Source organism: Pseudomonas sp. ADAK2 TE3594 (assembly GCF_053628675.1).
The window spans coordinates 2,639,056-2,652,585 of sequence record NZ_JBRJGV010000001.1; the positions used below are offsets into that span (position 1 = coordinate 2,639,056).

The 13,530-nt window shown below is 60.2% G+C and carries 11 protein-coding genes; 10 read left to right on the plus strand and 1 reads right to left on the minus strand.

Annotated elements, in window-relative coordinates:
- Positions 1–139: 139 nt before the first annotated feature.
- The 9 genes from arnB to AB7M22_RS11980 are packed head-to-tail and all read left to right on the plus strand — an operon-like array spanning position 140 to position 10,544.
- Positions 140–1,288: a UDP-4-amino-4-deoxy-L-arabinose aminotransferase gene (arnB, locus tag AB7M22_RS11940; RefSeq protein ID WP_454186433.1), complete on the plus strand. Its 1,149-nt coding sequence runs from the start codon at positions 140–142 to the stop codon at positions 1,286–1,288.
- Positions 1,285–2,304 (plus strand): undecaprenyl-phosphate 4-deoxy-4-formamido-L-arabinose transferase, encoded by a 1,020-nt coding sequence (gene arnC / locus AB7M22_RS11945; protein WP_454186434.1) that lies wholly within the window; start codon positions 1,285–1,287, stop codon positions 2,302–2,304. The genes arnB and arnC overlap by 4 nt, the downstream gene beginning before the upstream one ends.
- On the plus strand, positions 2,301–4,295 hold the full coding sequence (gene arnA, locus AB7M22_RS11950; RefSeq protein WP_454186435.1) for a bifunctional UDP-4-amino-4-deoxy-L-arabinose formyltransferase/UDP-glucuronic acid oxidase ArnA: 1,995 nt from the start codon (positions 2,301–2,303) through the stop codon (positions 4,293–4,295). The genes arnC and arnA overlap by 4 nt, the downstream gene beginning before the upstream one ends.
- Positions 4,295–5,179 (plus strand): 4-deoxy-4-formamido-L-arabinose-phosphoundecaprenol deformylase, encoded by an 885-nt coding sequence (gene arnD, locus AB7M22_RS11955; RefSeq protein ID WP_454186436.1) that lies wholly within the window; start codon positions 4,295–4,297, stop codon positions 5,177–5,179. Before arnA ends, arnD begins: the two co-directional genes overlap by 1 nt.
- A complete protein-coding gene (gene arnT, locus AB7M22_RS11960) occupies positions 5,176–6,825 on the plus strand; it encodes a lipid IV(A) 4-amino-4-deoxy-L-arabinosyltransferase (protein ID WP_454186437.1) in 1,650 nt (549 codons plus the stop codon). Before arnD ends, arnT begins: the two co-directional genes overlap by 4 nt.
- On the plus strand, positions 6,822–7,166 hold the full coding sequence (gene arnE / locus AB7M22_RS11965; protein WP_454186438.1) for a 4-amino-4-deoxy-L-arabinose-phosphoundecaprenol flippase subunit ArnE: 345 nt from the start codon (positions 6,822–6,824) through the stop codon (positions 7,164–7,166). Before arnT ends, arnE begins: the two co-directional genes overlap by 4 nt.
- A complete protein-coding gene (arnF, locus tag AB7M22_RS11970; RefSeq protein ID WP_454186439.1) occupies positions 7,163–7,576 on the plus strand; it encodes a 4-amino-4-deoxy-L-arabinose-phosphoundecaprenol flippase subunit ArnF in 414 nt (137 codons plus the stop codon). Before arnE ends, arnF begins: the two co-directional genes overlap by 4 nt.
- Positions 7,573–8,952 carry a UDP-glucose dehydrogenase family protein gene (locus tag AB7M22_RS11975; protein WP_454186440.1) on the plus strand — a complete coding sequence of 460 codons (1,380 nt, stop codon included), beginning with the start codon at positions 7,573–7,575 and terminating at the stop codon, positions 8,950–8,952. The genes arnF and AB7M22_RS11975 overlap by 4 nt, the downstream gene beginning before the upstream one ends.
- Positions 8,925–10,544: an ArnT family glycosyltransferase gene (locus AB7M22_RS11980; protein WP_454186441.1), complete on the plus strand. Its 1,620-nt coding sequence runs from the start codon at positions 8,925–8,927 to the stop codon at positions 10,542–10,544. Before AB7M22_RS11975 ends, AB7M22_RS11980 begins: the two co-directional genes overlap by 28 nt.
- A 156-nt stretch (positions 10,545–10,700) precedes the next feature.
- Here the strand turns inward: AB7M22_RS11980 and AB7M22_RS11985 are convergent, their stop codons facing one another.
- A complete protein-coding gene (locus AB7M22_RS11985) occupies positions 10,701–11,666 on the minus strand; it encodes a LysR family transcriptional regulator (protein WP_454186442.1) in 966 nt (321 codons plus the stop codon).
- Positions 11,667–11,972: 306 nt separating this feature from the next.
- Here AB7M22_RS11985 and argH point away from each other — a divergent pair, with 306 nt between their 5' ends.
- A complete protein-coding gene (gene argH, locus AB7M22_RS11990; RefSeq protein ID WP_454186443.1) occupies positions 11,973–13,400 on the plus strand; it encodes an argininosuccinate lyase in 1,428 nt (475 codons plus the stop codon).
- Positions 13,401–13,530: the final 130 nt, after the last annotated feature.

A 13,530-nucleotide genomic window follows, 5' to 3' on the forward strand; every position in this document is an offset into this window, starting at 1 on the left:
GGCAGGAAAAGTCAATCAATGTGATTTGTCACAAATTTCTGGCAACTGCTTGATGCAGCTTTTGTTTTAGCGTCTACGCTGACATTGGATCCACTGTTTTTAGCTTCAAGGCTATTCACTTTTCAGCTCCGAGGTACCCATGAGTCAGGCGTTTCTCCCCTTCTCTCGCCCCAGTATCGGCGACGAAGAAATTGCCGCCGTAGAGCAAGTACTGCGCTCCGGCTGGATTACCACCGGGCCGAAAAACCAGCAACTGGAAGAGCACTTCGCCAACTATGTCGGCTGTCGCCATGCCGTCGCATTGTCTTCAGCCACCGGCGGCATGCACATCACATTACTGGCATTGGGAATTGGTCCCGGCGACGAGGTCATCACACCGTCCCAGACCTGGGTATCGACCGCCAACATGATCTGCCTGCTCGGCGCGACGCCGGTTTTCGTCGACGTTGACCGCGACACATTGATGAGCGACCTGGCAAGCATCGAAGCGGCGATCACGCCTCGTACCAAGGCAGTCATTCCAGTGCATTACGCCGGCGCGGCGTTCGACCTCGATCCGCTCTACGCGCTGGCCGACAAACATGGCATCGCTGTCATCGAAGACGCGGCGCATGCGGCGGGCACTTTCTACAAAGGTCGTCATGTCGGCGCCCAAGGCACGGCGATCTTCTCGTTCCACGCAATCAAGAACATGACCTGCGCCGAGGGTGCGATGTTCGTCAGCGACGATGAAGCGCTGGCCACTCGGGTGCGCATGCTCAAGTTTCATGGTCTTGGCGTGGATGCCTACGACCGCCTGACTCACGGCCGAAAACCTCAGGCCCAAGTGATGGAGCCTGGCTTCAAGTACAACCTGGCCGACATCAACGCGGCCATCGCCCTGGTGCAGCTGGAACGACTGGACGAGATCAATGCCAAGCGCACGGAGCTGGCCCAGACCTATTTGCAACGCCTGGAAGGCTTGCCGGTGCAACCGCTGGCCGTTCCGGCGTACGCGCAGCAGCACGCCTGGCACCTGTTCATTCTGCGTATCGACACCGAACGTTGCGGGCTGGACCGCGAGGCGTTCATGAAAGCCCTGCAGGAACAGAACATCGGCACCGGCATTCACTTCATCGCCACTCACCTGCACACCTACTACCGCCAACGTTTCCCCAACATCTACCTGCCCAACACCGAATGGAATTCGGCGCGGCTGTGTTCGATCCCGTTGTTCCCCGACATGACCACCGATGATGTCGATCGTGTCGTCGGCGCCATTGAAAAAACACTGGACAGAAGCCTGTGAAACCTTATCCGATCCGTTGCGTATCAATCGTCATTCCGGTCTACAACGAGCAAGACAGCCTCCCCGAGTTGCTCCGACGCACCGAAGCGGCGTGCCAGCAACTGCACCACGATTACGAAATCGTGTTGGTCGATGACGGCAGTCGCGACAACTCGGCGCAAATCCTCGAGGACGCTGCCAGTCGCGAGTGCAGCCCGGTGGTGGCGGTCATTCTCAACCGCAACTACGGCCAGCACGCGGCGATCATGGCCGGTTTCGAACAGTGCAAGGGGGATGTGGTCATCACCCTTGACGCGGACCTGCAGAACCCGCCGGAAGAAATCCCGCGGCTGGTGGCTCAGGCCGAACTGGGCTACGACGTGGTCGCCACGGTGCGCAACAATCGTCAGGACTCGGCCTTGCGCCGCTGGCCGTCGAAACTGATCAACCTGGCCGTGCAACGCTCCACCGGAGTTGCCATGAGCGACTACGGCTGCATGTTGCGCGCCTATCGCCGGACCATTGTCGACGCCATGCTCGCCTGCCGCGAACGCAGCACCTTCATCCCGATTCTGGCCAACAGCTTCGCCCGACACACCACCGAAATCCTGGTGACCCACGCCGAGCGTGAACACGGCGAATCCAAATACAGCCCGATGCGCCTGATCAACCTGATGTTCGACCTGATCACCTGCATGACCACCACACCGCTGCGATTACTGAGCATCGTCGGCTTCGGCATGGCCGGCCTCGGCGTGCTGTTCGCCATCGCGTTGGTTGTGCTGCGCCTGGTTTTCGGTGCCGGTTGGGCTGGCGGCGGTACGTTCGTCCTGTTCGCCGTGCTGTTCGTTTTCACCGGTGGGCAATTCATTGGCATGGGCCTGTTGGGCGAGTACCTGGGCCGCATGTACAGCGACGTCCGGGCACGTCCACGGTTCTTTATCGAAAAGGTTTTGCGTAGCACCCCCTCTGCTCCTGCTCCCGTTGTCACCGTTGACGGTCTCACTTCCACTTCTTCAGATCAGGTTCTCTCATGAGTGCAAAAGCTGTTGTCTTCGCTTATCACGATATTGGCTGTGCCGGCATCGAAACCCTGCTTGCCAGCGGTTTCGAGATTGCAGCCGTGTTCACCCATCCCGATGACCCGAAGGAAAATGCGTTCTATGGCTCGGTTGCGCAACTGTGCGCCCGCAAAGGCATCCCGGTGCACGCCCCGGAAGACGCCAACCACCCGCTGTGGATTGAGCGCATCAGCAAGCTCAACCCCGATTACCTCTTCTCGTTCTACTACCGCAATCTGTTGAGCGAACCGCTGTTGGCCACGGCCAGTAAAGGCGCATTCAACCTGCACGGCTCGTTGCTGCCTCTTTACCGTGGCCGGGCACCGGCCAACTGGGTGCTGGTCAACGGTGAAACGGAAACCGGCGTGACCCTGCACCGCATGGTCAAGCGTGCCGATGCCGGCGCGATCATCGCCCAGCAACGGGTGGCGATCGAGCGCACCGATACCGCGCTGACCTTGCACGGTAAATTGCGCCTGGCGGCCACCGATCTGCTGCGCGACACCCTCCCCGCGCTGCTTCAGGGCAAAACCAGCGAAACCCCACAGGACGAATCCAAAGCCACGGTGTTTGGCCGTCGCACCCCGGCGGACGGCAAACTGCTCTGGAACAAACCGGCTGAAGAGCTGTTCAATCTGGTCCGCGCCGTGACCCAGCCTTACCCGGGCGCCTTCTGCGCCGTGGGCGAGCACAAGCTGATTGTCTGGAACGCCGACGTCGTCAAGGGCAATGAAGGCCAGGCACCGGGCCGGGTCATCAGCGTCGATCCGCTACGCATTGCTTGCGGCGAAGACTCGCTGGTAATCAACGCCGGCCAGCGTAACGACAACGGCCTGTACCTGAGCGGTCCGCAACTGGCCAACGAACTGGGACTGGTCGATGGTTCGGTGCTGCGTGGCGCTGAATCGGGCCGTGCACCGCGTCGCACCCGGGTACTGATCCTCGGCGTCAACGGTTTCATCGGCAATCACCTGTCCGAACGCCTGCTGCGTGACGACCGGTATGAAGTGTACGGCCTGGACATCGGCTCGGACGCTATCGAGCGGCTGCGCAGCCACCCGAATTTCCACTTCGTCGAAGGCGATATCAGCATCCACTCCGAGTGGATCGAATACCACATCAAGAAATGCGACGTGGTCCTGCCGCTGGTGGCGATTGCCACGCCGATCGAATACACCCGCAATCCGCTGCGAGTGTTCGAACTGGATTTCGAAGAGAACCTGAAACTGGTTCGCTACTGCGTCAAGTACAACAAGCGCGTGATCTTCCCCTCGACTTCGGAAGTCTATGGCATGTGCCAGGACGCCAACTTCGACGAGGACAGCTCCAACCTGGTGGTCGGGCCGATCAACAAGCAACGCTGGATCTACTCGATCTCCAAGCAACTGCTTGACCGGGTGATCTGGGCTTACGGCCAGAAAGGCCTGAACTTCACCCTGTTCCGCCCTTTCAACTGGATGGGACCACGCCTGGACCGTCTGGACTCGGCACGCATCGGCAGTTCCCGGGCCATCACCCAATTGATCCTGAACCTGGTAGAAGGCACGCCGATCCGTCTGTTCGACGGTGGCGAACAAAAGCGCTGCTTCACCGACATCGCCGATGGCGTCGAAGCCCTGGCGCGGATCATCGACAACGACAACGACGCCTGCAACGGCCAGATCATCAACATTGGCAACCCGGATAACGAAGCCAGTATTCGGCAGTTGGGCGAAGAACTGCTGCGTCAGTTCGAGGCTCACCCGTTGCGCGACAACTTCCCGCCATTCGCCGGTTTCCGCGACATCGAAAGCAAGGCCTTCTACGGCACCGGCTACCAGGACGTGTCTCATCGCAAACCGAGCATCGCCAACGCCAAGCGTCTGCTTGACTGGGCACCCACGGTGGAGATGACCGAGACCATCGGCAACACACTGGACTTCTTCCTGCGTGAAGCCATGCTCGAAATCGCGGACAAAAAACGTTGATGCAGGCCGGCCTTCGAATCGATGTCGACACTTACCGAGGCACCCGTGAAGGGGTGCCGCGGCTACTGGAATTGCTCGATGAAGCGCAGGTCAAGGCGACGTTTTTCTTCAGCGTCGGGCCGGACAACATGGGGCGCCACCTATGGCGCCTGATCCGCCCGCAGTTCCTCTGGAAGATGCTGCGTTCCAACGCCGCCGGCCTGTATGGCTGGGACATTTTGCTGGCCGGCACCGCGTGGCCGGGCAAACCGATCGGTCGCGACCTCGGGTACCTGATGCGCCAGACCCTGGCGGCCGGGCATGAAGTCGGCCTGCACGCCTGGGATCACCATGGCTGGCAGGCCAATGCCGGACGCTGGAGCCAGGCGCAGTTGATCGAACAGATTCGCCGTGGCGTCGACAGCCTCAGTGACATTCTCGGGCAAAAAGTCGAGTGCTCGGCGTCTGCCGGTTGGCGGGCGGACGAGCGCGTGATTGAGGCCAAGCAGGGTTTCGGCTTTCGCTACAACAGCGATTGTCGAGGCCAGCACCTGTTCCAGCCGACACTGGCCGATGGAAGTCCGGGTACACCACAAATTCCAGTGGACCTGCCGACCTTCGATGAGGTGGTCGGCCCGACCGTCGCAGCCAAAGACTTCAACGCCTTCATTCTTGAGCGGTTCACCCCGCAAACACTCAACGTCTACACGATCCATGCCGAAGTAGAAGGGATTCTGATGGCCAACAATTTCCGTCAACTGCTGGCCGATGCGCGCCGGCAGGACATTCATTTCCAACCCTTGGGCAATTTACTACCCGAAGCCCCCGTCATCTTGCCGAAGGGCCGGGTTGTACGCGGCACCCTCGAGGGCCGTGAAGGCTGGCTGGGGGTACAAGGCGCATGAGCAAGCGCTGGGCACTGCCGTTTTTGCTGGTCGTCTTGGCGCTGGCGTACTTGCTGCCGCTAGGCACCCACGGTTTATGGATTCCCGACGAAACCCGTTACGCCCAGATCAGCCAGGACATGCTCCTGAGCGGCAACTGGGTGTCACCGCACTTCATGAGCCTGCGTTACTTCGAAAAGCCCGTGGCCGGCTACTGGATGATCGCCATTGGCCAGGCGCTGTTTGGCGACAACCTGTTTGGTGTGCGCATCGCCTCGGTGCTGAGCACCGGGCTGAGCGTGTTGCTGTGTTATCTGATCGCCCGACGGCTGTGGAACGAGCCGCGCAAGAGCTTCGCCTGCGCGCTGCTGTACATGAGCTTCACGGTGGTTGCTGGCCAGGCGGGTTACGCCAACCTTGATCCGCAATTCACCTTCTGGGTCAACCTGAGCCTGGTGGCTTTGTGGTTTGCGCTGGACAGCGTCAGCCGAAGCCGGCGTCTGCTCGGTTGGGCGGTGCTGGGGCTGGCCTGCGGCATGGGCTTCATGACCAAGGGGTTCCTCGCCTGGCTGCTGCCGGTGCTGATCGCCCTGCCCTGGGTGCTCTGGCAGAAACGCTGGCGCGAATTGCTGACTTACGGCCCGGTGGCGATTGCCGTGGCCATCGCGGTGAGCCTGCCGTGGGCCTTGGCGGTGCACACGCAGGAACCCGATTACTGGCGGTTCTTCTTCTGGCACGAACACATTCGCCGTTTCGCCGGGGATGACGCCCAACACGATGCGCCATGGTGGTTCTACCTGCCGTTGCTGGTGGGGTTCAGTCTGCCATGGGCTGCGCTGCTACCATCGGCGCTGAAACAGGCCTGGCAGACCCGGCGTCAGGCCAACATCGCTTTCCTGCTGCTGTGGTTGCTGATGCCCTTGCTGTTTTTCAGCCTGAGCAACGGCAAGCTGCCGACCTACATCATGCCCTGCCTGCTGCCCCTGGCACTGTTGCTGGGCCATGCACTGGCCGACCGTCTGAAACTGGACCAGGGCCGGGTACTGGGGATCAATGGCCTGTTGAACCTGACGCTGGGCCTGATCACCCTGATTGCGCTGATCTATCTGCAACTGAAAAAACCGCTGTACAACCATGAACTGCACAACCTCGTTCTGGTGTTCATCGGCTTGATCGGCTGGATCATGGCCAACCTGCTGCAAGCGTTCCGCCCGTTGCAATGCTGGGCGGCACCGGCCTTCGGCAGTTTGCTGCTGATCGGTGTGCTGCCGGCCGGGATGCCCGACTCGGTGGTGGCGAACAAGATGCCTGACCAGTTCATCCTCGAGCACGCCGAGGAACTGGCGCAGACCGGCAAGCTGTTGAGCAACGATCTGGGCGCCGCTTCAGCCCTGGCCTGGCGCCTGAAACGCCCCGAGGTGGCGTTATACAACACGATAGGCGAATTGAAATATGGCCTCGCCTATCCTGACGGCATGCAGCAGCGGGTCGACCTCAATGACGTGCAACAGTGGATGCGCGCAGCCCGCCAGAGTGGTTCGGTCGGCGTGGTAATGCGGGTCAAGGGCGATGGCGAGCTGCAAGAAATCGAACGACTGCCCAAGGATGGCAAACGTTATGAGCAAGGCAACCTGGTGATTCTGATCTTCCCTCAGGGGGCGTCATGAGCCTGCTGCTCGTTTTGGCCGCCTGCCTGCTGACCTGCCTGGGCCAGATCGCCCAGAAGTACGCCGTGGAAAGCTGGCGCGGCAAGGCCTCGGGCTGGGGCGAGAAACTGCGTTCGCCGTGGCTGTGGCTGGCGCTCGCCTCTCTGGGGTTGGGCTTGCTGGTCTGGCTGCTGGTGTTGCAGCGCCTCGAAGTCGGTATCGCCTATCCCATGCTCAGCCTGAATTTCGTGCTGATCACACTGGTCGCCCGTTTCGTCTTTCACGAAGTCATCGACCGCCGTCACTGGTTGGGTGTGGCGCTGGTGATCGGTGGCGTGGCGCTGCTGGGGCAACACGCATGAGCCTGTGTCGCGGAATCGTCTACGCCCTGGGCAGCGTGCTGCTGGGCACCGCCGCGCAGTTGGGCATGCGTTGGAGCATGACCCGCTTGCCACATCCCGAACAATGGCTGGCATCCTTGAGCGACGGCAGCGTCGATGTGTCCGCCGTGGCCGTCGTGCTGGCCGCCATCCTCGCCTATGCCGTCTCGATGGTCACCTGGCTCGCCGCCCTGCGGGATCTGCCCCTGGGCCGGGCTTATTCGCTGCTGAGCATCAGCTACGCGCTGGTGTATGTGCTGGCCGCCAGCCTGCCGCTGTTCAACGAAACCTTCAGTCTTTCAAAAACCCTGGGAGTGGCGCTGGTCATCCTCGGTGTTATCACGATTAATTCTCGACCTGCTCGCGCGCCCGAACTTAGGAGTGCATCATGAAAATCAGTGTATTTGGTAGCGGTTATGTTGGTCTGGTGCAGGCCGCCGTCCTGGCTGAAGTTGGCCACGACGTGGTGTGCATGGACATTGACGAGAAGAAGGTTGCGTTGCTGCAACAAGGCCACGTCAGCATCTTCGAACCGGGGTTGGCCAGCCTGGTGCGCGAAAGCCTGGAAGCCAAGCGGCTGCAGTTCACCTCGGACGAAAAATTCGCGGTGCAACATGGCCAGGTGCTGTTCATCGCCGTCGGCACGCCGTCGCGGGAGGACGGTTCGGCGGATCTGCAATACGTGTTGTCCGTGGGTGAAGCGGTGGCGCGTCACCGCGAACAACCGGTGATTCTGGTGGAGAAATCCACGGTACCGGTGGGCACGGGCGATACGCTGCGCGCCCACATTGAAAAGTCCCTGCTCCAGGCCGGTCGGCAGTTGCAGTTCGATATCGTTTCCAACCCGGAATTTTTGAAAGAAGGTTCGGCGGTGGCCGACTGCCGGCGCCCGGACCGCATCATCATCGGCTGTGAACGCGATGAGGTGCGCGATGTGATGCGCGACCTCTACGCCCCGTTCAACCGCAACCATGACCGCATCATGTTCATGGACCTGCGCAGCGCCGAGCTGACCAAATACGCCGCCAACTGCATGCTGGCGACCAAGATCAGTTTCATCAACCAGATCGCCGAGCTGGCCGAACACCTGGGCGCCGATATCGAATCGGTACGACTGGGCATCGGCGCCGATTCGCGCATCGGTTACCACTTTATCTATCCTGGCTGCGGTTATGGCGGCTCGTGTTTCCCCAAGGACATGCGCGCGCTGATTCACAGTGCCGAAGAAGCCCATTGCAACAGCGACCTGCTGCAAGCGGTGGAAGCCATCAACGAGCGGCAGAAACACAAACTGTTCGAACGCATCAACGCCTTCTACAAGGGCGATTTACGCGGCAAGACCTTCGCCGTGTGGGGCCTGGCCTTCAAGCCCAACACCGACGACATGCGTGATGCGCCGAGTCGGGTGCTGCTGGAATCGCTATGGGCCGCCGGGGCTCATGTGCGGGCGTTCGACCCGGAAGCCATGCAGGAAACCCAGCACCTTTACCCGGACGAATCCAGGCTGATGCTCATGGGCACACCAGAATCGGTTCTTACCGGGGCCCACGCACTGATCATCTGCACCGAATGGCAGCAGTTCAAGGCGCCGGACTTCGATCTGATCCAGCAGCGTCTGAATGCACCGGTGATTTTCGACGGGCGTAACCTGTACGACGCCGAGCGCCTGGCCCGCAGCGGCTTCCTGTACTTCCCGATGGGCCGCGGTGAATCGCGCAAGCTGCCGATTCCCCTTCAGCAATGGCCAGCGGCCTCAGTCGTCGCGTGAATACGGTATCGCCCGGCATTCGTCGGCAGTCCCTGGGTATCGGGCTGCTGACGCTGATGCTGTTCATCGCCGGGGCTTATCAGCAAACGGCGATCGGTTTCGATTCGCGGTTCGTGCTGTTCGCCCAGGAAATGCTGCGCCACGGGCCGTCGTTTTTCCCGACCACCTACGGCCAGCCCTATGCCGATTACTCGGCGCTGTCGACGTTGTTCATCTGGCTGTTGTCCCTGCCGTTCGGGCAGGTCAACAGCCTCAGCGCCTGGTTGCCGAGCGCCATCGGCGCGGCGGTGATCGTCACATTGATGTACCGGCTGCTTGCACCCTGCTCCATACGCTGGGCGCTGCTGAGCATCGCGCTGATGTTGCTGACCAGTACGTTTGTCACTGAAACCCGTGCCGTGTCCCAGGACCTGATGCTCGCGGCCGTCGCCTTTTCGGTGTTCTACCTGGGGTATGCCGCCGATCATTTCGCTATGCCCCGTCGGTGGCCGTTGATCCTGGCATTGTTGCTGTTGGGCTTCGGGATTCGCGGGCCGATCGGGCTGGTGATTCCCACCGGCATGTTGTGCAGCTACTACCTGATCAATCGCCAATGGTCGCGGTTATTCGGTTTCGGTTTGGCGGCAGCCGTGGCGCTGGCGGTGTGTGTCGGGGTGCTGCTGTGGCTTGCCGAAACCAGCGGCGGACCGGCCTTCATGCAGGACGTGGTGCACATGCAGTTCATGGGGCGCATGGACGGCAGTGAAGGTGTCAGTGGTTCGCTTTATTACTTCACCGCTTCGTTAGGCAACTATGCGCTCGCCTATCCGTTGGCGCTGCTGGTATTGGCAGCGGTCTGGCTGACGAATCCACGGCAGGCCGGTCCCGCATTACGTCTGTTGCAGTACTGCACGGCCGCCGGGTTGATCGTGATGATTGGCTTGTCGATTCCGCAAGCGAAAAAGGCCCGTTACCTGCTGCCGATGCTGCCCATGGCGGCGATCATTGCGGCGTACCCGTTTCAGGTGGCCCAGGGTCGGGTGTTCGGCTGGTTGCGGACCTTGATGCAAGGGCTGTGGTTGCTGATTCCGGGGCTATTGATCGTCGCATTGCTGGTTGCTCAGCGGCGCCTGCCCACGCAACCCACGGCTTTTGTGCCGGTACTGATCGGGCTTGCCGCGTTGCAAATCATCGCGTTGGTGGTGTGGTTCCGATCTCATTGGCGGGCCGAAGTACTGGCCGGTTGCGCGGTCCTGGCACTGTGGTCGGTTTACATCCTCGTGTTTGAACCGGTCGAACGTCAGCTTTACGACACGCAAACCTTCAGCCAAGCCGCGTTTGCAGAGGTTCAGAAAGACCCGGCGCCGCTGGTGCTGCACGGCATGGGCAAGGACGCCAAGGCAATCAAGTTCATGGTCAATATCGAGCAGGATTTGCAACCGGTATTCACCGAATCGATTCAGGAACTGGAAGCCCTCTCGGCGCCGGCTTGGTTGATGATGGATCGAAGCGACTATAAGGCCTTGCAAGGGACTTCGCTCGGGGCCCTGCAACCGGTGTTGAGCGGACGTTTCGATAAAAACGATTTCGTGTTGCTGCATTTGAAACCGTAGTTTGGGCCGGACCTGTTGGCGACTGTAGGAGCTGCCAAAGGCTGCGATCTTTTGGCGGCTTCAAGGTTGCAAAAGAGCAAGATCAAAAGATCGCAGCCTTCGGCAGCTCCTACATAGGCATGTATTGTCCGCTAGTTATTGTTAGCCACATTGACATCAAACCGTCGCCTTCAAATCCACACCCAGCGCCTGGGCAAACGCCTTCACCAACGGACTGCGCACAGTGTTGTGGCGCAGGATCAGATTGAACGGCGTGACGATGTTGATCAGGTCCGGCCGCACCGCCCGAAACTTTCCCTGAGCCACCAGGGTTGCCGCGTAATGCTCGGGCAAAAAACCTACAAAACGGCCGGTCTTGACCAGCAGCGCCACGGCTTCGACCTGGGTCGCCGAGGCGGAAAAGCTGTCGTAGCGGGCAAAATCCAGTTTGTCTCGATGGATCGCATAGCGGTGGTTGATGCACTCGTAATCCAGCAGCACGTTGCTACCCATGTCCGCCTCCGGTAGCGCGAACAGTGGATGGCCAACGGCGCAATACACGTACGAGCGCTCTTCATAAAGCGGGAAGTAATCGAACTCTTCTCTTTTCTGATAAACCGGCACGATCCCGGCGACTAACCGCCCTTCGACTACGCCTCTTTCTACCTCATCTAACTGAGACGCTTGAAGTTGAAACCTTACTTTTGGCGACTCTTCATTTATTTTTCTAAGCGCCGCAACTAACGGCGAATTAGCGTCCGTGATCGTATTATCAATAACACCCACTCCGAGGTCGCCAATAAGTTCATTCTGAGCTGAACTAAGCCGGTCACGAAAGTTATCGACGGAGGCAAACAAATCGATCGACGCCTGGTACACCAGACGGCCTTCTTCGGTCAGGTGAAAACCTTCCCGCCCTCGGGTGCACAGGCGCATGCCGATGCGAATCTCGAGGTCGGAGATCTGTTTGCTGATGGCCGCCAGGCCCACATTCAACTCATTCTGCGCTGCACTGAAGCCGCCAGCCTCGACCACAGCCTTGAATACTTTGAGCAGTTTGAAGTCCAGACCGCTGAGGGCCAGCGGTGCCCGATGTACCGATTTTGGCGGCGGGTTTCCGGAATTGGAAAGTGGGGTTTCCATAATGCTTATTTACCTCTGGCGCCCTATTCAACAATCTGTGTCCAACAACAAAAACAGTGCTGGCTAATAATAATGAACACAGAAAACAAGGCTTGGCAACCGTTAATAAATCCCGCCGATCAGTGCCAACTCACTGATTTCGAACTATTAAAAGCTGACACTTCGATCAGCTCTCGCCATTTAGCAACTGCGCTTTTCCCCTGCCCTTGAATATTGATTGAGCCGAACCACACCCGAATGATTTTCGGCCGGTGTTTCGGGCTCGGCATACCGATTTCAATTCGCTCTACGACGAGGAAAACAACAATGTCTCAAACCACCGACCGTCTCTGGGGTGCCCGCTTCAAGAGCGGCCCATCCGAAGCCCTGGCGGCCCTGTCCCGTTGCCCCGAGCGCTACTTTCGCCTCACCCCGTACGACCTCGCCGGTTCCAAGGCGCATGCCCGGGAATTGCAGCGCGCCGGGCTTCTGAGCGAGCAGGAAACCCAGACCATGCTCGACGCCCTGGAGCGTATCGGTGATGACTTCCGTGCCGGCAGCATCGCGCCGACGCTGGACGATGAAGACGTCCACACCTTCATCGAGCGCCTGCTGACCGAGCGCCTCGGCGCACTGGGCGGCAAACTGCGCGCCGGCCGTTCGCGCAACGACCAGACCGCCAACGACCTGCGCCTGTTCTTGCGTGATCACGTGCGCACCCTGGCCGTTGAAGTGCTGGCCCTGCAACAAGCGCTGGTGGATCAGGCCGAGCAACACATCGAGAGCATCTGCCCCGGTTTCACCCATCTGCAACAGGCCCAGCCGATCGTCTTCGCTCACCACTTGCTGGCCCACGCCCAATCGATGCTGCGTGACGTGCAGCGCCTGGTGGATTGGGATGTGCGCACCTCGCTGTCGCCACTCGGTGCGGCGGCCATGGCCGGTTCCGCCATCGCTCGCCTGCCGCAGCAGTCGGCCAAGGAAATGGGCTACAGCGGCGTGTGCGAAAACTCCATCGACGCCGTGGCCAGCCGCGATCACGTTGCCGAGTTCCTGTTTATCGCCAGCATGCTGGGGATCAACATTTCCCGCCTCGCCGAAGAATTCTGCCTGTGGTCCTCGCGGCAATTTCGCTGGGTCGCGCTGGACGATGCCTACGCCACCGGCAGTTCGATCATGCCGCAGAAGAAAAACCCGGACATCGCTGAACTGGCCCGGGGCAAGGCTGGGCGCCTGATCGGCAACCTGACTGGTTTGCTGTCGACCCTCAAATCACTGCCGCTGTCCTACAACCGCGACTTGAGTGAAGACAAGAACGGCGTGCTCGACAGCGTCGACACCCTGCTGCTGGTGTTGCCGGCCATGGCCGGAATGGTCGCGACCATGAAGGTCAACGTCGAAGAGTTGCGTCGTCAGGCACCACTGGGTTTCACCCTCGCTACCGAAGTGGCCGACTGGCTGGCGGTGCGCGGTGTGCCGTTCAAGGAAGCACACGAAATCACCGGCGCATTGGTCCAGGTCTGTGAGAAGCATGACATCGAATTGTGGGAAGCGTCCCCGGCGCTGCTGGCCGAGATCGATCCGCGCCTCAAGCCTGAAGTGCGCGACAGCCTGACCCTCGAAGCCGCCATCGCCGCCCGCAGTGGCTGGGGCGGCACCGCGCCGCAACAGGTGCGTGAGCAGATCGGCCGACTGAAAACCGCCCTGGCTGCGCAGCAGCAATGGACCGAGAACTATCAGGGCTTTCGCCTTTAAGTCAGAGCACAAAACCTGTGGGAGCGGGCTTGCCCGCGATGAGGCCATCACATCCACATTTTTGTTGACTGACAGTCCGCTATCGCGGGCAAGCCCGCTCCCACAGGGACTGTGCTGACCTGAAATATCA

Excerpts from the sequence above, each read along its gene's own strand:
- arnF (WP_454186439.1), top strand. The coding sequence starts at position 7,163 with ATGAGCCTGTGTCGCGGAATCGTCTACGCCCTGGGCAGCGTGCTGCTG.
- arnD (WP_454186436.1), top strand. The coding sequence starts at position 4,295 with ATGCAGGCCGGCCTTCGAATCGATGTCGACACTTACCGAGGCACCCGT.
- AB7M22_RS11975 (WP_454186440.1), top strand. The coding sequence starts at position 7,573 with ATGAAAATCAGTGTATTTGGTAGCGGTTATGTTGGTCTGGTGCAGGCC.
- arnB (WP_454186433.1), top strand. The coding sequence starts at position 140 with ATGAGTCAGGCGTTTCTCCCCTTCTCTCGCCCCAGTATCGGCGACGAA.
- AB7M22_RS11985 (WP_454186442.1), bottom strand. The coding sequence starts at position 11,666 with ATGGAAACCCCACTTTCCAATTCCGGAAACCCGCCGCCAAAATCGGTA.
- argH (WP_454186443.1), top strand. The coding sequence starts at position 11,973 with ATGTCTCAAACCACCGACCGTCTCTGGGGTGCCCGCTTCAAGAGCGGC.
- AB7M22_RS11980 (WP_454186441.1), top strand. The coding sequence starts at position 8,925 with ATGGCCAGCGGCCTCAGTCGTCGCGTGAATACGGTATCGCCCGGCATT.
- arnT (WP_454186437.1), top strand. The coding sequence starts at position 5,176 with ATGAGCAAGCGCTGGGCACTGCCGTTTTTGCTGGTCGTCTTGGCGCTG.
- arnE (WP_454186438.1), top strand. The coding sequence starts at position 6,822 with ATGAGCCTGCTGCTCGTTTTGGCCGCCTGCCTGCTGACCTGCCTGGGC.
- arnA (WP_454186435.1), top strand. The coding sequence starts at position 2,301 with ATGAGTGCAAAAGCTGTTGTCTTCGCTTATCACGATATTGGCTGTGCC.